23 protein-coding genes, 1 tRNA gene and 1 pseudogene are annotated in these 23,178 nt (G+C 72.1%); 5 read left to right on the top strand and 20 right to left on the bottom strand.

Translation table 11 applies throughout. The annotated features are described in order from the left end of the window. Window positions 1-7: 7 nt before the first annotated feature. Entirely contained in the window at window positions 8-1,642 is a 1,635-nt protein-coding gene (locus O7611_RS01985; protein WP_194798656.1) for a glycoside hydrolase family 13 protein, read from the top strand. 153 nt (window positions 1,643-1,795) lie between these two features. Here the strand turns inward: O7611_RS01985 and O7611_RS01980 are convergent, their stop codons facing one another. The 6 genes from O7611_RS01980 to O7611_RS01955 all read right to left on the bottom strand — a co-directional run bounded on the left by O7611_RS01980 (window position 1,796) and on the right by O7611_RS01955 (window position 6,367). Further along, a complete protein-coding gene (locus O7611_RS01980; protein ID WP_194798657.1) occupies window positions 1,796-2,239 on the bottom strand; it encodes a hypothetical protein in 444 nt (147 codons plus the stop codon). Between the two features lie 73 nt (window positions 2,240-2,312). Then, window positions 2,313-2,687: a GntR family transcriptional regulator gene (locus O7611_RS01975; RefSeq protein WP_194798658.1), complete on the bottom strand. Its 375-nt coding sequence runs from the start codon at window positions 2,685-2,687 to the stop codon at window positions 2,313-2,315. Further along, window positions 2,684-3,625, bottom strand: coding sequence for a YhjD/YihY/BrkB family envelope integrity protein (locus tag O7611_RS01970; RefSeq protein ID WP_194798659.1), 942 nt, complete (start codon window positions 3,623-3,625; stop codon window positions 2,684-2,686). The genes O7611_RS01975 and O7611_RS01970 overlap by 4 nt, the downstream gene beginning before the upstream one ends. 56 nt (window positions 3,626-3,681) lie before the next feature. Beyond that, the gene (locus tag O7611_RS01965) at window positions 3,682-4,269 is read right to left on the bottom strand and encodes a 2'-5' RNA ligase family protein (RefSeq protein WP_120571708.1); all 588 of its coding nucleotides are present in this window, start codon (window positions 4,267-4,269) and stop codon (window positions 3,682-3,684) included. A 22-nt stretch (window positions 4,270-4,291) separates the two neighbouring features. Next, entirely contained in the window at window positions 4,292-5,317 is a 1,026-nt protein-coding gene (gene trpS, locus O7611_RS01960) for a tryptophan--tRNA ligase (protein WP_269696106.1), read from the bottom strand. A gap of 33 nt (window positions 5,318-5,350) precedes the next feature. Next, complete coding sequence (locus O7611_RS01955) at window positions 5,351-6,367, bottom strand: hemolysin family protein (protein WP_194798661.1); 1,017 nt, start codon at window positions 6,365-6,367, stop codon at window positions 5,351-5,353. A 177-nt stretch (window positions 6,368-6,544) separates the two neighbouring features. Here O7611_RS01955 and galE point away from each other — a divergent pair, with 177 nt between their 5' ends. Beyond that, entirely contained in the window at window positions 6,545-7,531 is a 987-nt protein-coding gene (gene galE / locus O7611_RS01950) for a UDP-glucose 4-epimerase GalE (protein WP_269696105.1), read from the top strand. After that, window positions 7,528-8,682 carry a galactokinase gene (gene galK, locus O7611_RS01945; RefSeq protein WP_269696104.1) on the top strand — a complete coding sequence of 385 codons (1,155 nt, stop codon included), beginning with the start codon at window positions 7,528-7,530 and terminating at the stop codon, window positions 8,680-8,682. The genes galE and galK overlap by 4 nt, the downstream gene beginning before the upstream one ends. Before the next feature lie 48 nt (window positions 8,683-8,730). Here the strand turns inward: galK and O7611_RS01940 are convergent, their stop codons facing one another. The 9 genes and pseudogenes from O7611_RS01940 to O7611_RS01900 all read right to left on the bottom strand — a co-directional run bounded on the left by O7611_RS01940 (window position 8,731) and on the right by O7611_RS01900 (window position 17,204). Continuing rightward, complete coding sequence (locus O7611_RS01940) at window positions 8,731-10,032, bottom strand: sulfate adenylyltransferase subunit 1 (protein ID WP_194798664.1); 1,302 nt, start codon at window positions 10,030-10,032, stop codon at window positions 8,731-8,733. Beyond that, window positions 10,032-10,943, bottom strand: coding sequence for a sulfate adenylyltransferase subunit CysD (gene cysD / locus O7611_RS01935; RefSeq protein WP_013283960.1), 912 nt, complete (start codon window positions 10,941-10,943; stop codon window positions 10,032-10,034). The genes O7611_RS01940 and cysD overlap by 1 nt, the downstream gene beginning before the upstream one ends. Window positions 10,944-11,022: 79 nt before the next feature. Further along, window positions 11,023-11,856, bottom strand: a complete 834-nt coding sequence (locus O7611_RS01930; protein ID WP_269696103.1) for an inositol monophosphatase family protein — start codon at window positions 11,854-11,856, stop codon at window positions 11,023-11,025. Between the two features lie 53 nt (window positions 11,857-11,909). Next, window positions 11,910-12,500 (bottom strand): aminoacyl-tRNA hydrolase, encoded by a 591-nt coding sequence (gene pth, locus O7611_RS01925; protein WP_269696102.1) that lies wholly within the window; start codon window positions 12,498-12,500, stop codon window positions 11,910-11,912. Between the two features lie 100 nt (window positions 12,501-12,600). Then, on the bottom strand, window positions 12,601-13,296 hold the full coding sequence (locus O7611_RS01920) for a 50S ribosomal protein L25/general stress protein Ctc (protein ID WP_194798666.1): 696 nt from the start codon (window positions 13,294-13,296) through the stop codon (window positions 12,601-12,603). Between the two features lie 284 nt (window positions 13,297-13,580). Then, window positions 13,581-14,561, bottom strand: a complete 981-nt coding sequence (locus O7611_RS01915) for a ribose-phosphate diphosphokinase (protein WP_013283956.1) — start codon at window positions 14,559-14,561, stop codon at window positions 13,581-13,583. Between the two features lie 56 nt (window positions 14,562-14,617). Beyond that, a pseudogene (gene glmU / locus O7611_RS01910) lies at window positions 14,618-16,141 on the bottom strand (bifunctional UDP-N-acetylglucosamine diphosphorylase/glucosamine-1-phosphate N-acetyltransferase GlmU); the annotation flags it as partial. A gap of 116 nt (window positions 16,142-16,257) precedes the next feature. Further along, window positions 16,258-16,329, bottom strand: a tRNA-Gln gene (locus O7611_RS01905). An 8-nt stretch (window positions 16,330-16,337) separates the two neighbouring features. Continuing rightward, a complete protein-coding gene (locus O7611_RS01900) occupies window positions 16,338-17,204 on the bottom strand; it encodes a helix-turn-helix domain-containing protein (protein ID WP_269696101.1) in 867 nt (288 codons plus the stop codon). Between the two features lie 72 nt (window positions 17,205-17,276). Here O7611_RS01900 and O7611_RS01895 point away from each other — a divergent pair, with 72 nt between their 5' ends. Next, on the top strand, window positions 17,277-17,942 hold the full coding sequence (locus O7611_RS01895) for a TetR/AcrR family transcriptional regulator (RefSeq protein WP_194798668.1): 666 nt from the start codon (window positions 17,277-17,279) through the stop codon (window positions 17,940-17,942). Window positions 17,943-17,976: 34 nt separating this feature from the next. Here the strand turns inward: O7611_RS01895 and O7611_RS01890 are convergent, their stop codons facing one another. Beyond that, the gene (locus O7611_RS01890) at window positions 17,977-18,435 is read right to left on the bottom strand and encodes an ester cyclase (RefSeq protein ID WP_269696100.1); all 459 of its coding nucleotides are present in this window, start codon (window positions 18,433-18,435) and stop codon (window positions 17,977-17,979) included. Between the two features lie 107 nt (window positions 18,436-18,542). On the opposite strand from O7611_RS01890, the gene O7611_RS01885 reads away from it, so the two are divergent. Next, window positions 18,543-19,169, top strand: a complete 627-nt coding sequence (locus O7611_RS01885) for a TetR/AcrR family transcriptional regulator (RefSeq protein ID WP_194798669.1) — start codon at window positions 18,543-18,545, stop codon at window positions 19,167-19,169. Between the two features lie 34 nt (window positions 19,170-19,203). On the opposite strand, the gene O7611_RS01880 is transcribed toward O7611_RS01885, so the two are convergent. The 4 genes from O7611_RS01880 to O7611_RS01865 all read right to left on the bottom strand — a co-directional run bounded on the left by O7611_RS01880 (window position 19,204) and on the right by O7611_RS01865 (window position 23,165). Beyond that, complete coding sequence (locus O7611_RS01880; protein ID WP_194798670.1) at window positions 19,204-19,677, bottom strand: DUF4383 domain-containing protein; 474 nt, start codon at window positions 19,675-19,677, stop codon at window positions 19,204-19,206. A gap of 116 nt (window positions 19,678-19,793) precedes the next feature. Beyond that, entirely contained in the window at window positions 19,794-20,249 is a 456-nt protein-coding gene (locus O7611_RS01875) for a DUF4383 domain-containing protein (protein ID WP_194798671.1), read from the bottom strand. A gap of 97 nt (window positions 20,250-20,346) precedes the next feature. Beyond that, window positions 20,347-22,146 (bottom strand): ABC-F family ATP-binding cassette domain-containing protein, encoded by a 1,800-nt coding sequence (locus O7611_RS01870; protein WP_091330236.1) that lies wholly within the window; start codon window positions 22,144-22,146, stop codon window positions 20,347-20,349. Between the two features lie 65 nt (window positions 22,147-22,211). Continuing rightward, window positions 22,212-23,165, bottom strand: coding sequence for a 4-(cytidine 5'-diphospho)-2-C-methyl-D-erythritol kinase (locus O7611_RS01865; RefSeq protein WP_269696099.1), 954 nt, complete (start codon window positions 23,163-23,165; stop codon window positions 22,212-22,214). Window positions 23,166-23,178 lie beyond the last annotated feature (13 nt).

Genomic DNA, 23,178 nt, shown 5'->3' with positions numbered 1-23,178 from the left:
GACAGCGATGACCTCCGCCCCCAGCACCACCCCTCGCACCGCCGACGACGACTGGTGGCGGTCCGCTGTCGTCTACCAGGTGTACGTCCGCAGCTTCGCCGACGCGAACGCCGACGGCGTGGGTGACCTCCAGGGCATCCGGCAGCGCCTGCCGTACCTGCGCGACCTCGGCGTGGACGCGCTCTGGCTGACGCCGTTCTACACGTCGCCGCAGGTCGACGCCGGCTACGACGTGTCCGACTACCGGGACGTCGACCCGCTGTTCGGCAACCTGACCGACTTCGACGAGATGATCACCGACGCGCACGCGCTCGGCCTGCGGATCATCGTCGACATGGTGCCGAACCACACCTCCAGCGCGCACCCGTGGTTCACCGCCGCGCTCGCCGCCGGGCCCGGTTCACCGGAGCGCGAGCGCTACCTGTTCGCCGACGGCAAGGGCGAGCAGGGCGAGCTGCCGCCGAACGACTGGGAGAGCATCTTCGGCGGGCCGGCGTGGACCCGCGTGGTCGACGGCCAGTGGTACCTGCACCTGTTCGACCCGGCCCAGCCCGACCTGAACTGGCGCCACCCGGAGGTGCGGGCCGAGTTCGAGGACGTGCTGCGCTTCTGGCTGGACCGGGGCGTGGACGGCTTCCGGATCGACGTGGCGCACGGCATGATCAAGGCCGAGGGCCTGCCGGACGTCGGCTTCAACTCGATGACCACCGGCCAGCGCCAGTCCGAACTGCTGGGCAAGGGCCGGCTGCCGTACTTCGACCAGGACGAGGTGCACGACATCTACCGCGCCTGGCGGCCGATCCTGGACAGCTACCCGGGCGGCCGGATGGCTGTCGCCGAGGCGTGGGCCGAGACGCCGCAGCGCCTGGCCCGCTACATCGGCCCGGACGAGCTGCACCAGGCCTTCAGCTTCGACTTCCTCGACGCCACCTGGTCGGCCGACTCGTTCCGCAAGGTGATCGACACGGCGCTGGCCGAGTCCACGATCGTGGGCGCGCCGACCACCTGGGTGCTCTCCAACCACGACCGGCAGCGGCACGTCACCCGGTACGGCGACGGCGAGGTCGGCCTGCGCCGCGCCCGCGCCGCCGCGCTGCTGATGTTCGCGCTGCCCGGCTGCGCGTACGTCTACCAGGGCGAGGAACTGGGCCTGCCGGAGGTGCTGGACCTCCCGGACGAGCTGCGCCAGGACCCGGCGTTCCGGCGTACCGGGGAGAGCCGCGACGGCTGCCGCGTGCCGATCCCGTGGGGTGGCGACCTGCCCCCGTACGGCTTCGGGCCGGACGGCAGCGAGCTGAGCTGGCTGCCGGCGCCGGCGACCTGGCGGGAGCTGTCGGTGGCCGCCCAGGCCGGTGCGCCCGGCTCGACGCTGGAGCTGTACCGGACCGCGCTGCGCGTCCGGCACGAGCACCCGGCGCTGGCCGGCCTGGACGGCATCACCTGGCTGGAGACCGAGCCCGGCGTACTCGCGTTCCGCCGCACCGCCGGCGACGCCGGGGTGACGTGCGTGGTGAACATCAGTGGCGCCGACGTGACGGTGAGCGGCCACGGCCGCCCGCTCGTCGCCAGCGCCGACCTCACCGAGCGGGGCGACGGGTACGTCCTGCCGGTGGACGCGGCTGCGTGGTTCGAACGGCGCTGAGCCGGGTAACCCGCCAACGACCTGGCCGTCCGTTGTGCCCCGCGCCGACGGGCGGCTGGGCTGCCGACCCCTTGTGGTGGGGGGTGAGGTGGCCCCGGCCCCTCGGGAGCACGCTCCCGGGGGGCCGGTGTCCATCGGGGAGCGAGCGCGCTCTCAGCCGCCCTTGGCGGTGAGCAGCGCGGCGATCCGGGCGAACCCGGCCCGGATCTCCTCCCGGTCGGGCGCCTTCGCCGGCTCGGGCTCCGGCTCGCGGTCGGCGGCGCGTTCCAGCTCCTCGTCGATGACGTCCTCGAAGTCGCCGTAGAGGTCCGCCTGGTCGATCTCGGCCGCCTCGTCCTCGGCGGCGATCTGCGCGGCGGCGATCTCGCCGCGGATCTCCTCCGGCGTGAGCGCCGGCAGCAGCGGTTCCACCACCGCCATCAGCTGCTCGTCGGCCACCACCGCCTCGGCGAGCGCCAGCGCGTGCTGTCGCTCGTACGGGCCGCAGACCACCGGCTCCCAGTCGTCCTCGGCGCCGAGCGGGCCGAACGTGATGATCCACGGCAGACCCCGGATCGGGGAGTCGTCCGGCAGGTCCAGTGTCACGAGTGCGCCCACCGGCCCATCATGGTCGCCGCGTGCCGGACCGGGGAACGCAATCATCGGACTCTCCCCGCTTCGGGGACCACGCTCAGCCACGCGTACCGGCGTCCAGCGCCGCACGGACCAGCGCGACCGCCCGCTCCGGCGCGACACCCAGGCGACGCGCCTCGGCGGCGTACCCGGCGGCGGCCCGCTGCAGCCGGTCGGTGGCGTCGTCCCGGCCGGGGGCCACCACCGTGCCGTGCCGGCCCCGCGTCTCCACCAGCCCGGCACTCTCCAGTTCCCGGTACGCCCGCGCCACGGTGTTCACCGCCAGCCCCAGGTCGGCGGCGAGCTGCCGCACCGCCGGGAGCCGGGTGCCCACCGGCAGCCGCCCGTCGCCGATGCGCGCGGCGAACTGCGCCCGCACCTGCTCGTACGGCGGCACCGCCGACTCGGCGTCGATCCGGATCCGCGCGCTCATCCCGCTCCCCCCGGTGTCCCCGGTTCGGTCTCCTCGTCGAGCACGTCCGCCTCCACGTCCACCTCCCGGGCGCCGCCCTCGGCCAGGTCCACCACCCGGCCGTACCGGCTGGTCGCGGCGAGCGCGGCGCCGAAGAGCACCAACTGGTTGAGCAGGTAGAGGTAGAGCAACAGGCCCACGGCGGTGGCGACCACCGTGTACGCGGGGTTCCGCTCGGTGCGTACCACGTAGTAGCGCCCCACGGTGTTCAGCAGGGTGATACCGACGGCGATGGTCAGGATCGCCGGGCGCAGCCGGCGCCGGCTCATCCGCAGCCGGGGCACTGCGAGCAGCAGCGCGGCGGCGAGCACGGCGTTGACGAGCACGCTCAGCACCGCGCTGATCGTGGTCAGGCCCACCGAGCCGGTGCTGCGCAGCAGGAAGCGCAGCAGCGACTCCAGCGCGTCCACGGCGGCGACCGAGACGAACAGCAGCACGAAGACCGCGACCAGCACGCCCAGGTCGACCAGGCGCCGCACCACCAGGTTGCCGGGCTGCTGGTTGAAGCCGTACATCAGCCGCTGCGAGGAGCGGATCGCCTCCACCCAGCCGATGCCGGTGAAGACCAGGATGACCAGGCCGACCACGCCGACGGTGCCGCTGCTCTCGGCGATCTGCGCCGGATCGAGGAAGGGCAGGTTCTCCTCCAGGAAGTGGGCCGCGCCGCGGCTGACCTCCTCGTTGTCCCGCAGCACCGCGCCGAAGATCCAGTACGCGACGAGCGCGAGCGCGAACACGGCGAAGAAGCCGTAGTACGCGATGGCGGCGGCGAGCCGCCCGGCGAGCAGGTCGGCGTAGAGCGTCCCGGCCCGCCAGACGTGGTCGAAGGCCGACGAGCGGCTCCGGGCCGCGTCGATGCGGCGCCCCACCGCCGCCTCGATCCGGCCGAAGACGTTCACCCCGTCATCCTCGCCGATCTCCGCCCGTGACGGAGGTGGCCCGGCCGGTCGGATGTTCAGCTCCGGCCGCCGAGCCGGAAGTCGCGGCGGGGCTGCCACCGGGTCGCCCCGCTGTGCGAGAACAGCGTGAACGCGTCCACCTGAAACAACGCGGAGAAGTCGGCCAGATCCTCGTACGCCTTGTCGAGCACCTCGGGCGGCACGTCCTGCGCCACTGTGACGTGCGGGTGGTACGGGAAACGCAGCTCGCGGCGCAGCTCGGGAGCGGAGTTGATGGCGGCGGCGAGCAGTTCGCACTCGCTGATCCCGGCCGCCACCGCCACGAAGACCACCTGGGTGACCGGGCGGAACGTGCCGGTGCCGCGCAGGTGCAGCGTGAACGGCAGGTGCGCGGCGGCGACCCGGGCCAAATGGTCCTCGACGGCGGGCAGCGCGCGTACCGGGATCTCGGTGGGCCCGAGGAGGGTGACGTGCGCGGGGACGGCGAGCGGGTCGCCGGCCTCGACCCGGCGGCGGGTGAGCATCCCGCCCCAGGGCTCGGGGACGTCGACAGCGATCCCGATCTGGATCGTGTCCGCGCCGCCCGGCGCCGTGTCACTGCCCGCCACGTCGCGCGCCACCCCTCCGGCCACCGGCTGCGTCACCCGTCTCCGCCCGTCCGGGCCGTTACTCGAACCGCACGGGCGGGAAGAAGCCGACCCGCTCGTACACGTCCCGCAGCGTCCCGGCGGCCACCGCCCGGGCCTTCTCCGCGCCCCGCACCAGCAGCTTGTCGAGCTGGGCCGGGTCGTTGAGGTAGGCGTTCGTGCGTTCCTGGATCGGCGTGACGAACTCCCGCACCACCTCGGCGAGGTCCTTCTTCAGGTCGCCGTAGCCCTTGCCGTCGTACGCGGCGACCAGGTCGTCGATGGACCGGCCGGACAGCGCGGAGTAGATCGTCAGCAGGTTGGTGATGCCCGGCTTGCCCTCGGCGTCGAAGACGATCTCGCGGCCGGTGTCGGTGACCGCCGAGCGGATCTTCTTGGCCGAGCGGGCCGGGTCCTCCAGCAGGTCGATGATGCCGGCCGGGGAGGACGACGACTTGGACATCTTGGCCGTCGGGTCCTGCAGGTCGGTGATCTTCGCGGTGTCCTTCACGATGTGCGGGGAGGGCACGGTGAAGGTGCTGCCGAACAGCGAGTTGAACCGCTGCGCCAGGTCGCGGGAGAGCTCCAGGTGCTGCCGCTGGTCCTCGCCGACCGGCACCGCGTTCGCCTGGTAGAGCAGGATGTCCGCGGCCTGGAGGATCGGGTACGTGAACAGGCCGACGCTGGCCCGCTCGCTGCCCTGCTTCTGCGACTTGTCCTTGAACTGGGTCATCCGGCCGGCCTCGCCGAAGCCGGTGATGCAGCCGAGCACCCAGGCGAGCTGCGAGTGCTCGGGCACCTGCGACTGCACGAACAGCGTGCTGCGCTCCGGGTCCAGGCCGAGCGCGAACAGCTGCGCGGCGGCGACCCGGCTGCGGCGCTTGAGCACCAACGGGTCGTGCCCGGCGGTGATCGCGTGCAGGTCGACCACGCAGTAGTAGGCGTCGTGGCTGTCCTGCAACGCCACCCAGTGCCGCAGCGCGCCCAGGTAGTTGCCGAGGTGGAACGAGTCGGCCGTCGGCTGGATGCCGGAGAAGACGCGCGGGCGGACGGGTACGTCGGACATGGCGGCAATTCTGTCAGCAAGCCCCGGCGTCCGTCATGACGGGCCGGTGGATCGGGCGGGTACGGGCGGAAGCGGACCGTTCATCTCACGCCGGGGCTCGGGCAGCCGCGCGGCGGAGACCGCCAGGCGGGACACGCGGCGGCCGTCGAGCGTGAGCACCCGCAGCAGCCAGCCCGCCGGATCGGCGGGAACCGATCCGGTGTCCGGGTCGACAGCCACCGGCACCTCGTCGCCCGCCACCGGCAGCCGGCCCAGGGCGGCCATCACGTACCCGCCCACCGTCTCGTACGGCCCGGCGGGCAGCGACACCCCGGTGCGCTCGGCGAAGTCGGTCAGGTTGAGCCGGCCGTCGACGACCGCGGGCAGGCCGGCGGGCTCCGGTTCGAGCGGGCCGTGCTCGTCGTCGCGGATCTCGCCGACCAGCTCCTCGACCAGGTCCTCGCAGGTGACGATGCCGGCGGTGCCGCCGTACTCGTCGACGACGACGGCCAGGTGGTGGCCCTCCCGGCGCATCTCGGTGAGCGCCGCCAGCACGCGCTTGCTGTCCGGCAGGCGCTTCACCTCCCGGATCAGGTCGCCGACCAGGAGCAGCCGGTCCGCGTCCGGGCGCAGCAGCACGTCCCGCAGGTGCACCAGGCCGACCACGTCGTCGTGGGTGCCGTCCACCACCGGGTAGCGGGTGTGCGGGTCGGCCCGGACCAGCCGCTGGGCCTGCGTCAGCGGGAGCGCCGCGCTGAGGAAGACCACCTCGGTGCGGGGCACCATCACCTCGCGGACGAGCCGGGCGCCGGCCACCAGCACCTCGTCGATGATCCGCCGCTCGTCCGGGTCGAGCAGCGTGTTCGCGGCGACCAGATCCCGCAGCTCGGCCTCGCTGATCCGTTCGCGCCCGGCGGTGGGGCTGGCCCCGAGCAGGGCGGTGACGAGGCGGGTGGCGCCGTCGGCACCGCGCACCACGAGACGGGCCACGGTGCGGGCCAGCGGGCCGGGTTCGCGTCGGGGCCGCCCCGACGGTCGCCGCCGGGGCCCGGGACCACCACCCTCCCGCATGAGAAGGATGGTAGACAGCGACCACCGTACGCTCGGCCCAATGTTCGGATCTGTTCAATCATGAAGGATTATGATGGAATGGAGGCGGACTCGACTCGACAGCCGCGACACAGCCCTCAGCCGTAGGGTGATCGCGGGACGGCCGCCGCGGGACGCGGCCCAGGCAGGAGGACCGACGTGAAACTGCTCGTCACCGGCGGCGCCGGCTACATCGGCAGCGTGGTGACCCGGATGCTGCTCGACCACGGCCACCAGGTGACCGTGCTGGACGACCTGCGCACCGGTCACCGGGAAGCCCTCGCCCCCGACGCCACCCATGTCGAGCTGCCGGTGCACGAGGCCGCCCAGGTGCTCACCCCCGACGCCGGGTTCGACGGCGTGCTGCACTTCGCCGCCCTCATCGCCGCCGGCGAGTCGATGATCCGTCCCGAGCTGTACTGGCACACCAACACGGTCGGCTCGATCGCGCTCATCGACGCGGTCCGCGCCGCCCGGGTGCCCCGGATGGTCTTCTCCTCCACCGCCGCCGTCTACGGCAACCCCACCGAGCTGCCCATCCCGGAGACCGCCGTCAAGGCGCCCACCAGCACCTACGGCGCCACCAAGCTGGCCGTCGACATGGCGCTCACCTCCGAGGCGATCGCGCACGACCTGGCCGCCGTCTCGCTGCGCTACTTCAACGTCGCCGGGGCGTACCTGCGCGACGGGCTGGCCATCGGCGAACGGCACGACCCGGAGACGCACCTCATCCCGATCGCGCTCGACGTGGCCGCCGGGCGGCGGGAGAAGCTCCAGCTCTTCGGCGACGACTACCCCACAGTCGACGGCACCTGCGTCCGCGACTACATCCACGTCGAGGACCTGGCCCGCGCCCACCTGCTCGCGCTCGACGCGGCCACCCCGGGCCGGCACCGCATCTACAACCTCGGCAACGGCAACGGCTTCACCAACCGCCAGGTGGTCGACGTGGTCCGCGAGGTCACCGGGCACCCGGTGCCGGTCGAGGTGGCCCCCCGCCGCGAGGGCGACCCGGCCGAGCTGGTCGCGTCCTCCGCGCTGGCCCACGACGAGCTGGGCTGGACGCCGGCCAAGCCGACCCTGCACGACATGGTCGGCGACGCCTGGGCGTTCTACCGGGCCCACGTCGCGAGGCAGCCCTCATGACCGTCGCCGACCGCGCCACCGCCGGCTTCCGGCAGCGGTACGGCACCGAGCCGGCGGGCCGCTGGGCGGCTCCCGGCCGGGTCAACCTGATCGGTGAGCACACCGACTACAACGACGGCTTCGTGCTGCCTTTCGCGCTGCCGCTGCGTACCGTGGTCGCCGCCGCGCCCGCCCCCGGCGGACGCTGGACCGTCTGGTCGGAACTCGACGACGAACCGGTCGAGTTCGGCGCGGCGGAGGCCGACGAGCCCGGCCGGGTCGACGGGTGGGCCGCCTACGTGGCCGGGGTGGTGTGGGCGCTGCGCGCCGACGGCCACGACGTGCCGGGCGCGCGGCTCGCCGTCGCCTCCGACGTGCCGGTCGGCTCCGGGCTCTCCTCGTCGGCGGCGATCGAGTCGGCGGTGCTGGCCGCCCTTGTCGACCTCGGCGGGCTCGACCTGCCCGCCGGGCGGTGGCCGCGGCTCGCCCAGCGGGCCGAGAACGACTACGTCGGCGCGCCCACCGGGATCATGGACCAGTCCGCGGTGATCCGCGGCCGGGCCGGGCACGCGCTGTTCCTCGACTGCCGCACCGAGGACGTCGAGCAGATCCCGTTCGACCTGGACGGCGCGGGGCTGGCCGTGCTGGTGATCGACAGCCGGGCCCCGCACCGGCACGCGGACGGCGAGTACGCGGCCCGCCGCAAGAGCTGTGAGCGGGCCGCCGCGACGCTCGGCGTGACCGCGCTGCGCGACGTCGACGTCGCCGATCTCGACGCCGCGCTGGCGCGCCTCGACGACGACGAGACCCGCCGCCGGGTCCGGCACGTGGTGACCGAGAACCAGCGGGTGCTCGACACCGTCGCGCTGCTGCGCGCCGGGCGGGTCCGCGACACCGGTCCGCTGCTGACCGCCTCGCACGCCTCCATGCGCGACGACTTCGAGATCACCGTGCCGGAGATCGACACCGCGGTCGAGGCGGCGCTGGCCGCCGGGGCGTACGGCGCACGGATGACCGGCGGCGGCTTCGGCGGCTGCGTGCTCGCCCTGGTCGACGCCGGCGCCGCCGACGCGGTGGCGGCCGCCGTCACCCAGGCGTACGCGAAGCGCGGCTTCACCGCACCCGGCACGCTCACCGTGCTCCCGGCCGGCGGCGTCACCCGCCTGGACTGAGCGCGAAAGGCCCCCGGCGCAGCGCCGGGGGCCTTCTCGTCACGTGCGTCAGCCGGCCTCGACGATCATGCCGGCGCCGACCGTACGGTTCGTCGACTCGTCGATGATGACGAAGCCACCGGTGGTGCGGTTGCGCCGGTACTCGTCGGCGAGCAGCGGAACCGTGGTGCGCAGCCGGACCCGGCCGATCTCGTTGAGCTTCAGCTCACCGGCCGTCTCGTCGCGGTGCAGCGAGTTGATGTCCAGCCGGTAGTGCAGCCCGCGCACGATCGCCCGCGCCGAGCGGGTCGTGTGCTTGATCGCGTACCTGCCGCCGACCTGCAACGGCCGCGTCTCGTCCATCCAGCAGACCATCGCCTCGATGTCCTGCACGGGCGTCGGGGCGTTGTTCGGCCGGCAGATCATGTCGCCGCGGGAGATGTCCAGCTCGTCGGTCAGCCGGACCGTCACCGACATCGGCGGGAACGCCTCGTCCACCGGGCCGTCGGCGGTCTCCACCGCGGCGATCCGGCTGGTGAAGCCCGACGGCAGCACCATCACCTCGTCGCCCGGCTTGAGCACGCCCGAGGCCACCTGACCGGCGTAACCCCGGTAGTCGGTGACGGTGGTGGACTGCGGCCGGATCACGTACTGCACCGGGAACCGCACGTCGACCAGGTTGCGGTCCGAGGCGATGTGCACCCGCTCCAGGTGGTGCAGCAGCGACGGGCCCTCGTACCAGGGCATGTTCTCCGAGCGGGTGACGATGTTGTCGCCCTGCAGCGCGGAGACCGGCACCACCGTCAGGTCCGGCACGTCGAGCTTCGCGGCGAACGCGGTGAACTCGTCCGCGATCCGCTCGTAGACCTCCTGCGACCAGTCCACCAGGTCCATCTTGTTCACGCACAGGACCAGGTGCGGCACCCGCAGCAGCGAGCAGAGGAACGCGTGCCGACGGGACTGCTCCACCAGGCCCTTACGCGCGTCCACCAGGATCAGCGCCAGGTCGGCGGTGGAGGCGCCGGTGACCATGTTCCGGGTGTACTGGATGTGCCCCGGGGTGTCGGCGATGATGAACTTCCGCCGCGGCGTGGCGAAGTAGCGGTACGCCACGTCGATGGTGATGCCCTGCTCCCGCTCGGCGCGCAGGCCGTCGGTGAGCAGCGCCAGGTTCGTGTACTCGTCGCCACGGGCGGCGCTGACCGCCTCGACGGCGGCGAGCTGGTCGCTGAACAGCGACTTGGTGTCGTAGAGCAGACGGCCGATCAGCGTCGACTTGCCGTCGTCGACGCTGCCCGCGGTGGCGAACCGCAGCAGGTCCATCGGCCGCGCGGTCTCGCTCTCGGCCGGGGCCAGGGTCTCGACGCTCATCAGAAGTAGCCCTCTCGCTTGCGGTCCTCCATGGCGGCCTCGCTGACCCGGTCGTCGCCGCGGGTCGCGCCGCGCTCGGTGATCCGCGTGGCGGCCACCTCCTCGATCACCTTCTCCACCGTGTCGGCGTCCGAGCGGACCGCCGCGGTGCAGGAGGCGTCACCCACGGTCCGGTACCGCACCTGGGCCTTGAACGGCTGCTCGCCGGCGCGTGCCCGGAAGAACTCGTTCACCGCGTAGAGCATGCCGTCGCGCTCGATCACCTCGCGCTCGTGCGCGTAGTAGATCGACGGCAGCGGGATCCGCTCCCGCTCGATGTAGTGCCAGACGTCCAGCTCGGTCCAGTTCGACAGCGGGAACACCCGGATCGACTCGCCCGGGTGGTGCCGGCCGTTGTAGAGCGCCCACAGCTCCGGACGCTGGTTCTTCGGATCCCACTGGCCGAACTCGTCGCGGAAGCTGAACACCCGCTCCTTGGCCCGCGCCTTCTCCTCGTCGCGCCGGGCGCCGCCGAACAGCGCGTCGAAGCGGTGCTTCTCCACCGCCTCCAGCAGCACCGGCGTCTGGATCCGGTTGCGCATGCCGTCGGCCGACTCGCGGACCAGGCCCTTGTTCAGCGCCTCCGGCACGCTCGCCACGATGAGCTGCAGGCCCAGCTCGGCCACCCGCTGATCGCGGTAGTCGAGCACCTCGGGGAAGTTGTGCCCGGTGTCCACGTGCATCACCGGGAAGGGGATGTTGGCCGGCGCGAACGCCTTCTGGGCCAACCGGAGCATCACGATCGAGTCCTTGCCGCCGGAGAACAGCAGCACCGGCCGTTCCATCTCGGCGACGACCTCGCGCATCACGAAGATGCTCTCCGCCTCGAGCGCGTCGAGGTGCGACACCTGGTACGCGGCGGGGGACGTCATGACACGAACTCGATTCGCACGGATCCGTACATCGGATTCCAGACCTTTCAGGTCGGACTCGTGAAGAAGAACGCTCAGGTTACCCGGAATGCCGCTGCAACGCTGCAAGCAACCGACTCGCGAGATCCTTGCGGCAGACCAGCAGATCCGGTAGACGCGGGTCGGCCCCGTTGTATTTCAGCGCAGAACCGTCGATCCGGGAAGCATGCAGACCGGTGGCCGTCGCCACAGCGACCGGAGCGGCCGAATCCCACTCGTACTGACCGCCCGCATGGATGTACGCGTCGACCTCGCCGGTCACCACGGCGGCGATCTTCGCGCCCGCCGAGCCCATCGGAACCAGATGAGCGCCGACGTCCTCTGCCAGGTCGGTCAGGAAAACCGGCGGACGGCTACGACTGGCCGCCAACCGGATGACCCGCGCGCCGCCCCCGGTGGCCGCCTCCACGGTCATCGGCGGGTACGCCGGCGGGTGGTCCGTGCCCAGCACCCGGTGCTGGGCCGGCAGCGCCACCGCGCCCGCCACCAGACCGTGCGGCCTCGACGCGTTACGCGACCAGAGCGCCACGTGCACCGCCCAGTCCGCGCGCCCCTCCTCCGCGTACTCCCGGGTGCCGTCCACCGGGTCGATGATCCAGACCCGGTCCGCGTTCAGGCGCGACAACGCCGCGTCCGTCACCTCCGCCGTCCAGGCCAGCCGCGAGCCCTCGTCCTCCTCCGACAGCACCGCGTCCGCCGGCCGCCACTTCGCCAGCTCGGTGCGGATCAGGTCGTGCGAGACCTTGTCACCGGCCGACCGGAGCGCGCCCGCGTCGGCGAAGCCCATCTCCGCGCGCAGGGCCGTCAGCGCCTGACCGGCCCGGGACGCCAGCCACCGGGCGAACCCGCCGTCGATCATCGGAGGACTGCCCATGATGCTCCCGTCACCCGCTCCCGTCACCAGAGCCGCAGACTACCGATCGCCGCTCAAGCCCCGTGGTAGAGGTTCTGCGTCGGTTCCACGCCCTTGAGAACGACGGACTCCACCACGTCCGCCGCGCGGTCCACCAGGAACTCCAGCTCCTTGCGCTCCGACGGGGAGAAATCCGAAAGTACGTAGTCGGCCGGGTCCTGCCGGCCCGGCGGCCGGCCGATGCCGAACCGCACCCGCACGTAGTCCTTCGTGCCGAGCGACTTCGACATCGAGCGCAGACCGTTGTGCCCGCCCTCGCCGCCGCCGCACTTCACCCGCACCTGCCCGTACGGGATGTCCAGCTCGTCGTGCACCGCGATCACGTGCGCCGGCGGGATCTTGTGGAACTGCGCCAGCCCGGCCACCGGACCGCCGGAGAGGTTCATGTACGTCAACGGCTTCAGCAGCACCAGCTTCGGGCCGCCGAACCCCAGCCGCCCCTCGGCGGCCTCGGCCATCGCGCGCTTGTGCCGCCCGAACTTCGCGCCCACCCGGGCCGCCAGCAGGTCGGCCACCATGAACCCGACGTTGTGCCGGTTGCCCGCGTACTCCCGGCCGGGGTTGCCCAGGCCGACCACCAGCCACGGTCCCGCCTCGTCCGTCACCCGACGCCCCTTCCCGCTCGCTCGCCCGACCAGCCGTCCCGATACGCCGACAGGCGCCCCCGGGAACCGGGGACGCCTGTCGCACAGCCTTGCGGACCGGTCAGGCCTCGGTCTTCGCCTCGGCCGGGGCCTCCTCGCCCTCGGCGGCCGGAGCGCCCTCGGCACCCTCGGCGGTCTCCTCGCCGACCTCGGCCTCGGCCTCCTCGGCGGCCTCCTCGACCTCGGGGAGGGTGGCCTCGAGCTGCTCGGCGGTCGGAGCGGCGGTCACCGAGGCGACAGCGGTCTCCTCGTCGGTGGCCAGCTCGACGCCGGACGGCAGCTCGACGTCGGCAGCGGTGATCGTGGTGCCCGGCTCGGCGCCCTCGATCGACGCCTCCAGGTGGTCCGGCACCTTGGTCGCGTCGGCGGTCACCGACAGCGTGTCGTGGTCGTGCACGATCAGGGTGTCCTTCGCGGCCTCACCGGTCAGCTGGACCGGGACCTCGACGGTGACCTTCTCGCCGCGGCGGACCAGCAGCAGGTCCACGTGCTCGAAGGTGTCCTTGATCGGGTCACGCTGGATCGCCTTCGGCAGCGCCAGCACCTGGGTGCCGTCGCTGACCTCGATCGCGAAGAGCTGGTTCGCGCCGCCCTTGCGGATCGCGGCGGCGAACTCCCGCGCCGGAAGCGCGATGTGCTTGGGCTTCTCGCCGTGGCCGTACAGCACGGCGGGCACCTTGCCGGCCCGGCGGGTACGACGGGCACCACCCTTGCCGAACTCGGTACGGGGCTCGGCGCTGATCTTTACCTCGGACACGGGGAAACTCCTGATGCTTCGCTGCGGCGGCTTGTCGTCTGGCGGTGCTGGGGCGAGGGGCTCGCTGGGGCTAGGGTCATGAACGACCGCCCGGAGCACCGCGTCGATGACGGCGCCTCCGTGCGGTGCTTGTCAGCAGCCCGCCGGGCACCCTCGCCGTGGCAACCGCACCAGTCTACCCGAGGGATTTCCCGGCTCTCCGGCAGTCCCCCATATCACCGCCCCGCCGGTTCCGCAGGGCATCGGCCCGGCCGCCGGGAACTCCCGGCGACCGGACCGCACGCTCAGCTCAGGCCACCGAACAGGGTGGTCACCGAGCCGTCGTCGAAGACCTCCCGGATCGCCCGCGCGAGCAGCGGGGCGATCGACAGTACGGTCAGCTTGTCCAGCTGCTTCTCCGACGGCAGCGGCAGCGTGTTCGTCACCACGACCTCGCTGATCGGGCTGTTCTTCAGCCGCTCCGTCGCCGGGTCGGACAGCAGCGCGTGGGTCGAGGCGACCACGATCTCCGCCGCGCCCTGCTCCTTGAGGATGTCCGCCGCCTTGGTGATCGTGCCACCGGTGTCGATCATGTCGTCCACGATCAGGCACACCCGGCCCTCGACCTCACCGACCACCCGGTTCGCCACCACCTGGTTCGGCTTGAGCGGATCGCGGGTCTTGTGGATGAACGCCAGCGGGCAGCCGCCCAGCCGGTCGGTCCAGCGCTCGGCCACGCGCACCCGGCCCGAGTCCGGCGCCACCACGGTCATCGGCCGGCCCGCGTACTTGTGCTCCACGTACTCGGCCAGCACGTCCATCGCGAACAGGTGGTCCACCGGGCCGTCGAAGAAGCCCTGGATCTGCGCGGTGTGCAGGTCCACCGTCAGGATCCGGTTCGCGCCGGCGGTCTTCAGCAGATCCGCGATCAGCCGCGCCGAGATCGGCTCCCGGCCACGGTGCTTCTTGTCCTGCCGCGAGTACGGGTAGAACGGCAGTACCACGGTGATCCGCTTGGCCGAGCCGCGCTTCAGCGCGTCGACCATGATCAGGGTCTCCATGACCCAGGTGTTGACGCCGTGCGTCACGGACTGCACCACGAAGGCGTCCGAACCACGGACCGAATCCTTGTACCGTACGAAGATCTCGCCGTTGGCGAAGTCGTACGCGTCGGCCGGCGTCGGCGCGACGCCGAGCACCTCACCGATCTCCTTGGCCAGCTCCGGAAAACCCCTCCCGGAGAAGAGCATCAGGCTCTTGCGGTTTTCGGCGACGATGCTGCCCATGGGCCCGTCTGCTCCCGTATGTCGGTGGTGCCCGGCGGCGGTGGGGCCGGGGACTGTTCGGTTGCAGTATGCCCCCGGTTCAGCGATCCACCCACGGCCCGGCGATCGCCGTGGAGTCAGTCACCTTCGCTTGCGGCGCCGCCCGTGTCCGGCGCACCCTCACCGGCCCGCCGCGCCGCCTCCGCGGCTTCCGTGCCGGCCCGCTTGCGCAGCACCCAGCCCTCCACGTTGCGCTGCTGACCACGCGCCACCGCCATCGCACCGGGCGGCACGTCGCCGGTGATCACCGAACCCGCAGCGGTGTACGCGCCGTCGCCCACCCGCACCGGCGCCACGAACATGTTGTCCGCCCCGGTACGGGCGTGACTGCCGATGGTGGTGTGGTGCTTGCGTACTCCGTCGTAGTTGACGAAGACGGTCGCCGCGCCGATGTTGCTGTGGTCGCCGATCGTCGCGTCGCCCACGTACGACAGGTGCGGCACCTTCGACCCGTCACCGATCGACGCCTTCTTGGTCTCCACGAACGTGCCGACCTTCGCCTTGCGGCCCAGCCGCGACTCCGGCCGCAGGTACGCGTACGGGCCGACGCTCGCCTGCGGACCCACCTCGGCGCCGAGCGCCTGGCTGCGCACGATGCTCGCGCCCGCCCCCACCACCGTGTCGACGAGCGTGGTGTCCGGGCCGACGAGCGCGCCCTCGCCGACCGTCGTGGCGCCCTGGAGCTGCGTGTTCTGGTCGATCACCGCGTCCCGCTCGACGGTCACCGTCACGTCGATCCAGGTGGTGTGCGGGTCGAGGATGCTGACGCCGGTACGCATCCAGCCCTCGTTGACCCGGTCGCGCAGCAGCCGGCGCAGCGCGGCCAGCTCGACCCGGTCGTTGCAGCCGAGCGTCTCCACGTGGTCGGCGGCGCAGTGCACCGCCACCGGCTCACCGGCGTCGCGCAGCAGCGCGAAGACGTCGGTCAGGTACTCCTCGCCCTGGTCGTTGTCGGTGGAGAGCTTGCCCAGCGCCTCCCGCAGCCGGGCCGCGTCGAACGCGTAGATGCCCGCGTTGATCTCCCGCAGCGCGCGCTGCTGGGGGGTGGCGTCGCGCTCCTCGACGATCTGCTCCAGGTGCCCCTGCACGTCCCGCACGATCCGGCCCAGGCCGGTCGGGTCCGGCACCTCGGCGGCCAGCACTGTGGCCGCCGCGGCGGCGTCCTCGTGCGCCTCGACGAGCGCCTGGACCGTCTCCGGCCGCAGCAGCGGCACGTCGCCGTTGATCACCACGACGGTGCCTGTCGCGTCCGGCACCGCGTCCAGCGCGATGCGGACCGCGTGGCCGGTGCCGAGCTGGCGCTCCTGAAGCACCGGCGTGGCACCCGGGGCGACCTCGGTCAGGTGCTCCCTGACCTGGTCGGCGCCGTGGCCGACCACGACCACGGTGCGGTCCGCGCCGAGCGGACCGGCCGCGGCGAGGACGTGACCGAGCAGGGTACGACCGAGCAGCGGGTGCAGCACCTTGGGCAGGGACGACTTCATCCGCTTGCCCTCACCGGCGGCGAGCACGACAACGGTGCGGAGGTGGGGCTGGGACACGACGTGGCTCCCGTCGGGACGGCGACAGTCTCGCGGTCATGCTAACCACGCGGCTCGCCACAATTCGCATCCGGCCGCACAAACGCCGTTCGCCCGAGAGCGATCCGACGAATGAGCTGGGGTGCCTGGATTCGAACCAGGAGCTCAAGGCTCCAAAGGCCTGCGGGTTGCCGTTACCCCACACCCCATCGCCATGTCAAGACCTACGGAGCAGCGTCTTCCCTTGCGCTTCGCCCGCGATCCGGAACAGCTCGGCGATCATACCTTCGATCCGCCAGTAGAGCTCACGACTGCGGGGCACGGTGATCACGAGGCAGCCGTGATAGGTGTCGCCAGTGTTCCGCCGTACCGTTGTCGGGTTGTGCCGCTTGAGCACCGTACGGCGAAACCTCTCCGCGGGCAGCCGCAGCCGCGCCACCCACCAGCGCACAGCGGCCTCGGCGTCCGCCGACTCGTGGATGCTCACGCGATAGGTCGGCACCGTCCGGTCCACGCCGCAGACCTCCAGGAATCGGAGGAACAGGGCCAGCAACCCCGGATCGGTGTTGACGAACTGGATTGTCACCGCCCGGCGCCAGGGCTTGGACTTGACTCCCTCGCACCAGTAGATCGCGGCACCGAGCATCAGCAGGTCCCGCTCGCCGAGACCGCCGACCACACCGGCGGCGCGGGCGTGCTCCGCAGCCTGTGCGGCGTCGCGCGACTCCCGGTACGCGCTCCAGCGCGCCTCCGTCATCGCCTTCGAGTGCTCGCGGCGCCGCTGCGCGCTCGCGTCGTCGGGATCCAGCGGCAGGTGCCGCACCCACTGGTAGGCGGTCGACTTCGCCACCCCGAGCCGCACCGCGATCTGATTGACCGACCGGCCCGCCGTGCGCAGCCGCAGGGCTTCGGCACGGGCGTCGTCCCGGGCGCGTGGCCGGCGGGTCCACGCCGGCGGCGGGATGCCGCGCAGCAGCGCGTACACCCGGTCGCGGCCGATGCCCAGGCGAGCCCGGATCTCGGCGACGGAGAGCTGCTCGTCCACGCGTAGGCGCCGCGCCTCGGCGGCGAGGGGGTCGGTCACCGGCGCAGATTAGAACGTGCGTACGACAGCGGCCGGTCTGACCGCGAGCGTCGCGCCTGGCAGGATGGACGGGTGACCGACGTTTCCGGCAACGACCGCACCCGTCGGCGGCCCGTGCCGGCGGCGAAGCCCTCCCGGGTACGGATGTCCGCGACGCAGCGGCGCGAGCAGCTGATCTCGATCGCCCGGCAGATCTTCGCCGAGAAGGGCTTCGACGCGACCTCGATCGAGGAGATCGCGGCGCGCGCCAAGGTCTCCAAGCCGGTGGTCTACGAGCACTTCGGCGGGAAGGAGGGGCTCTACGCGGTGGTGGTGGACCGGGAGGTCCGCTCGCTGCTGGACCGGATCACCACGGCGCTGACCGCAGGTCATCCGAGGGAGTTGCTGGAGCAGGCCGCGTTGACGTTGCTGACCTACATCGAGGAGGAGACCAGCGGCTTCCGGGTGCTGGTCCGGGAGTCCCCGCTGATGTCCGCGACGGGCAACTTCAGCAGCGTGATGAACGACGTGGCGCACCAGGTGGAACACATCCTGGCGGGCGAGTTCTCCATCCGGGGCTACGATCCGAAGCTGGCGGAGCTCTACTCGCAGGCGCTGGTGGGCATGGTGGCGCTGACCGGCCGCTGGTGGCTGGAGGTGCGCAAGCCGCGCAAGGAGACGGTGGCGGCGCACCTGGTGAATCTGGCCTGGAACGGGTTGTCGCACCTGGCCTCGAAGCCGGGGCCGATCGGGACGTGAGCCGGATCCTCGGCCGTGCGGTGCGGTGGTGGCACTACGCCCCTGCGGCGGCTGCGATCGCCGAGTCGAAGTCGGGGCCGGCACCGATCTGGGCGAGCAGCACGTTCGCCGCGTTGTAGCAGTCGAACCTTTCGATCTTTCCGTCCCGCAGATGCCAGAGATCAGCGGTCGGCACGTCGATCCGGTTGCCGGTCGGCGGGATCTCGCCGGCCGGCGTGGGGAAACCGCCGAGGTGGGTGCCCTGAATTCGTAGTTCGACGGCGACGACGTCACCGAGAGCATGCACGTCGAGCAGTTCGCGGTGGACGTCGGGAAAGACGCCGGCGAAGCCGGTGAGCGCCTGCGGAATCTGGTCCCCGCGGAATGTCAGCCCGTTGGGCATGTCGTTGAACGTTCCGTCCTCGGTGAACAGGGCGCGGAAGCCGGGCCCGTCGAGGACATCCCCTTCCGCCAGCCGGTACGCCTCGCGAACGATCTCTCCGTTGCTCTTCATTCTGCCCGTCCTCGATTGTCGCGCCACCGCGGGAACAGTTCTCGCCGATGCGCGCCGCCCACGCTAGCAAGTTTTTGACCGGATGGTCAATAACGTAGGCTTCCCCCGTGGCCCGTCCCCGCAAGTTCGTCGAGAGCGACGTCGTCAGCAGCGCCAGCGAGGTGTTCGCCGTGCACGGCCTCGCCGCCTCGACCCTCGACGACCTGGTGCGGGCGACCGGCCTGGGCAAGCAGAGCCTCTACAACGCCTTCGGCGGGAAGCGGGAACTGTTCCTCCGGGCGCTCTCCGAGGATCGGGAGGAGGCGACGCGCGCCGTCTCGGAAGCACTCGGGCACGACGGCGCTTCGCCGCTGGAACGAATCCGGGGGCACATGCTCCGCATGGCGATCGAGTTCAGCAGCAGCGATCGGCGGGTCTCACTCACCACGCGCGCGCTCGTCGAGTCGACAGGCGAGGAGGACCCGCTCTCGACCGTCACGAAAGCCGGCATCGAGCAGCTCGCCGGGGTCTACGCCGGATGCCTGGAACACGCCCGGGAGAACGGGGATCTCCCGGAGGACGCGAACGTGCAGTCACTGGCGGTCTACTTCGTCGCGGTCACCCGGGGGATGGAGTTGCTCGGCCGCGCCGGTGTCGGCCGTGGCGTTCTCACCGCTGTCGCACTCGACGCGCTTCGCGCGCTCCACGACCCGCGGACGGACCAGGCCGACGGCGGTCGCCCGACGCTCCAATGAGCCGCAGCGCCCGTCGTGGCGACGAGGGCGCCGGTCACCGAGAGCGTTCCCCGATGGGGTGGTAGCGGCGCTGCCGTTCCTCCTCGGCGTGCTCGGGTGTGCCGACCTTGTCGTACAGGCCGGTGGCGAGCAGGACCAGCCCGAACAGCAGCGACACGATGACCGTCGACATGGAGAAGTTCAGGAAGTTCGCCGGGGTCTGGAGCACCGACATCATCAGGATGCCGGTGACCAGGAAGACCACCCCGGCGGTGAGGTTCATGTAGTGGCCGAGGTTGTCGCGGCGGGACGCCCCGACCAGCAGGACCGCGCCGAACACCACCGAGACCAGCGAGAAGGCCAGGTTGGTGCGCAGGCCGAGCGCCCAGTCGCTGTCCCGGCCGAACAGCCCTTCGCCCCAGGTCTGGAAGACGCCGAAGACGCCGAAGACCAGGATGTAGAGGCCGATGAGCCCGGACAGCACCCGGTAGAGCGGCCGCGCGGGGTGGTTCACCGGGAAGTGCGCCATGATGCCCTCCAGCCATGTGACTGATTCGGGGCAATTGTCGCTTGGGATGTCCGTCGGCGTCCGGAAAACACCGAAGGCCCGGCGCGCTGCGCCGGGCCTTCGGGTACGAGACGGGATCAGAGCACCAGGCGGGCCTTCTGCCAGGCCTCGTGCTCGTCGTCGGAGCCGACCTTGCCGTACATGCCGACCATCAGGAGCACCAGCGACAGGGTCAGGACCACGACGTCGGTCATGATCGAGAAGTTGAAGATGTTGGCGTCGGTCTGCAGGAACGCCAGGGCGGCCAGGCCGATCACCATCAGCGTGTAGGCCAGCCACTGGTTGATCGCCACGTCGAGGTTGCGACCGATCGCGGTGCCGACCAGGATCACGACGCCGACCAGCACCGACAGCAGCGAGAACGCCATGTTGGTGCCCTGGCCGAGGACCTTGGTGTCGTCCTGGGCGAGGAAGTCGTTGCCGGCGCTGGCGATGATGCCGAGGCCGCCGAAGACGACGAAGTACAGACCAACGAGCCCGCCGATCGCCCGGTAGATCGGCCGCGCGGGGTGGTTGACGGGGGTGTGGGCCATCTCTGCGTCTCCAAAAGACCGTTCGGACGAGGGTTCCACCGGTGATTCTCCCGTACGCCGGTCAGTGACGCCGCACACCCCCCACCCCGGCGGCAGGTCAGCCGCCCGGGAGCTCCTCGGCGAGGGCCAGCCAGGTCTCCTCGGTGCGGTCCCGCTCGGCTCGTACCTCCTTGAGCTGGGCGTCCAGCTCGGCGACCCGGGCGTAGTCGGTGGCGTTCGCGGCGAGCTGCTCGTGCAGGCCCGCCTCCTTCTGTTCGAGCTTGGCGATCTGCCGTTCCAGCCGGTTCAGTTCCTTCTTCGCGACGCGTACCTCGGCCGCTGACATGCCCTCGCGCGCCGGCGCCGCCGTGGCCGGGGTGAGATCGGCGGGCGCCGGGCCACCGGCCGCGGCGGCGCGCGCGAGGTATTCGTCGACGCCGCCGGGCAGGTGCACCAGCCGGCCGTCACCGAACATGCCGTACGCGACGTCGGTGACCCGCTCGATCAGGTAGCGGTCGTGGCTGGCCACGACGATCGTGCCGGGCCACGAGTCGAGCAGGTCCTCCAGCGCGGCGAGCGTGTCGGTGTCCAGGTCGTTCGTGGGCTCGTCGAGCAGCAGCACGTTGGGTTCCCCGGCGAGCAGCCGCAGCATCTGCAGGCGGCGGCGCTCGCCGCCGGACAGGTCGCTCACCGGGGTCCAGAGCCGCTTGTCGTCGAAGCCGAAGATCTCGGCGAGTTGGGCGGCGCTGATCTCCCGGTCGCCGAACTGCACGCGCCGGGCCACCTCCTCGACGGCTTCCAGCACGCGCAGGTGGCCGGGGAGTTCGGCGAGTTCCTGGGACAGGAACGCGGGCCGGACTGTCTGCCCGGCGGCGAAGCGCCCGCCGTCGGGGCCGGTCACCCCGGCGAGCATCCGCAGCAGGGTGGTCTTGCCGGCGCCGTTGCGGCCGAGGATCGCGACCCGGTCGCCGGGACCGACCTGCCAGGTCGTGTCGTGCAGGATCTCCTTCGGGCCGGCGTGCAGCCGGACGTGTTCGAGGTCGTACACCTGCTTGCCGAGCCGGGCGGTGGCGAGCCGTTGCAGCGACATGGTGTCGCGGGGTTCCGGCACGTCGGCGATGAGCGCGTTCGCGGCGTCGATGCGGAACTTGGGCTTCGAGGTGCGGGCCGGGGCACCCCGGCGCAGCCAGGCGATCTCCTTGCGGAGCAGGTTCTGGCGGCGGGCCTCGGTGGCGGCGGCGACGCGTTGCCGTTCGACGCGGGCGAGCGTCCACGCGGCGAAGCCGCCCTCGTACGCCCGGACGGTCTGGTCGGCGACCTCCCAGGTGGTGGTGCAGACGGCGTCGAGGAACCAGCGGTCGTGGGTGACCACGACGAGCGCGCCCTTGCGGGTGACGAGGTGCCGGGCCAGCCAGTCGACGCCGCCGACGTCGAGATGGTTGGTGGGCTCGTCGAGGACGAGCAGGTCGGCGTCGCGGACCAGCAGCGCGGCGAGCGCGACGCGGCGGCGTTCCCCGCCGGACATCGGGCCGACCGGCGTGTCCAGGCCGAGGTGGGGCATGCCGAGGCCGTCGAGGATGGCGCGCACGCCCGCGTCGCCGGCCCACTCGTGCTCGGCGCCCATGCTCTCGCCGAGCCAGGCGGTGCCGAGCACGACGTCCCGCACGGTCAGCTCGGGGGCCAGGTCCAGGCGCTGCGGCAGCCAGGCCACCCGCAGGTCGCGGCGGTGCGTGACGCGGCCGTCGTCGGGTTCCTCGGTGCGGGTCAGCAGCCGCAGCAGCGTCGACTTGCCGGCGCCGTTGAGACCGACCACACCGACCCGGTCGGCGTCGTCGAGGCCGAGCGAGACGTCGGTGAGCAGCGGCCCCGCGGCGCCGTACCCCTTGGACACCCGGTCCAGGTTGACGATGTTGGCCACTGACCCACCCTTCATGACTCAGGCGTCCCGGGGGCCCGGGACGCCTGAGTCAAGGGTACGGGGCGTCAGACCACGCGGGCGCCGGCGACCGGGCCGTGCGCGACGCGGGCCTCCCGGCACACCCCGGCGGCGGTCAGCTCGGCGGCGATCCGCCCCGCGTCGGACTCGCCGGCGGCGAGGAAGACGCAGGTGGGTCCGGAGCCGGAGACGATGCCGGCGAGCGCGCCCGCGGCCTCGCCCGCCTTGAGCGTCTCGGCCAGCGACGGGCGCATGGTCAGCGCGGCGTCCTGGAGGTCGTTGCCGAGCGTGGCGGCGAGCACCCGCGGGTCGCGCTGACGCAGCGCGGCGAGCAGCGCGTCGGTGCTGCCCAGCGGCGTGCCGGCGGCTCCGGCGTCGCGCAGCCGGTCCAGTTCCCGGTACGCGGCCGGGGTGGACAGGCCGCCGTCGGCGATCGCCACCACCCAGTGCCAGGACGTGGGGCGGGCCAGCACCGGGCTGACCGCCTCGCCCCGGCCGGTGCCGAGCGCGGTGCCGCCGTGGATCAGGAACGGCACGTCGGAGCCGAGGTCGGCGGCGATGCCGGCCAGCTCGTCGCGGGACAGCCCGGTGCCCCAGAGCGTGTCGCAGGCGACCAGCGCGGCGGCGGCGTCGGCGCTGCCACCGGCCAGCCCGCCGGCGAGCGGGATCTGCTTGCGCAGGTGCAGCCGGGCGTGCGGGGCGACGCCCGCGTAACCGGCGAGCGCGTGCGCGGCGCGCAGCGCCAGGTTGGTGTCGTCCAGCGCCAGCTCGCCGGCGCCCTCGCCCTCCATCGTGAGGGTGAGCGTGTCGCCGCGACGGGCGGTCAGCTCGTCGTAGATGGAGATCGCGTGGTAGACGGTGTTCAGCTCGTGGTAGCCGTCACGCCGCAGCGGTCCGACCCCGAGATGCAGGTTGACCTTGGCGGGCACCCGCACCTTGACCGGGCCGCCGGCCCCGCGCCGCTGCCCGTCCTCGTCCCCCGGTCGCCATGCCTCGGTCACCGGCTGGACTCCA

It is taken from the genome of Micromonospora sp. WMMC273 (assembly GCF_027460285.1).
Classification (GTDB): domain Bacteria; phylum Actinomycetota; class Actinomycetes; order Mycobacteriales; family Micromonosporaceae; genus Micromonospora; species Micromonospora aurantiaca.
Note: the sequence above shows the minus strand (reverse complement) of the source record. Positions and strands in the feature narration are given on the sequence as shown.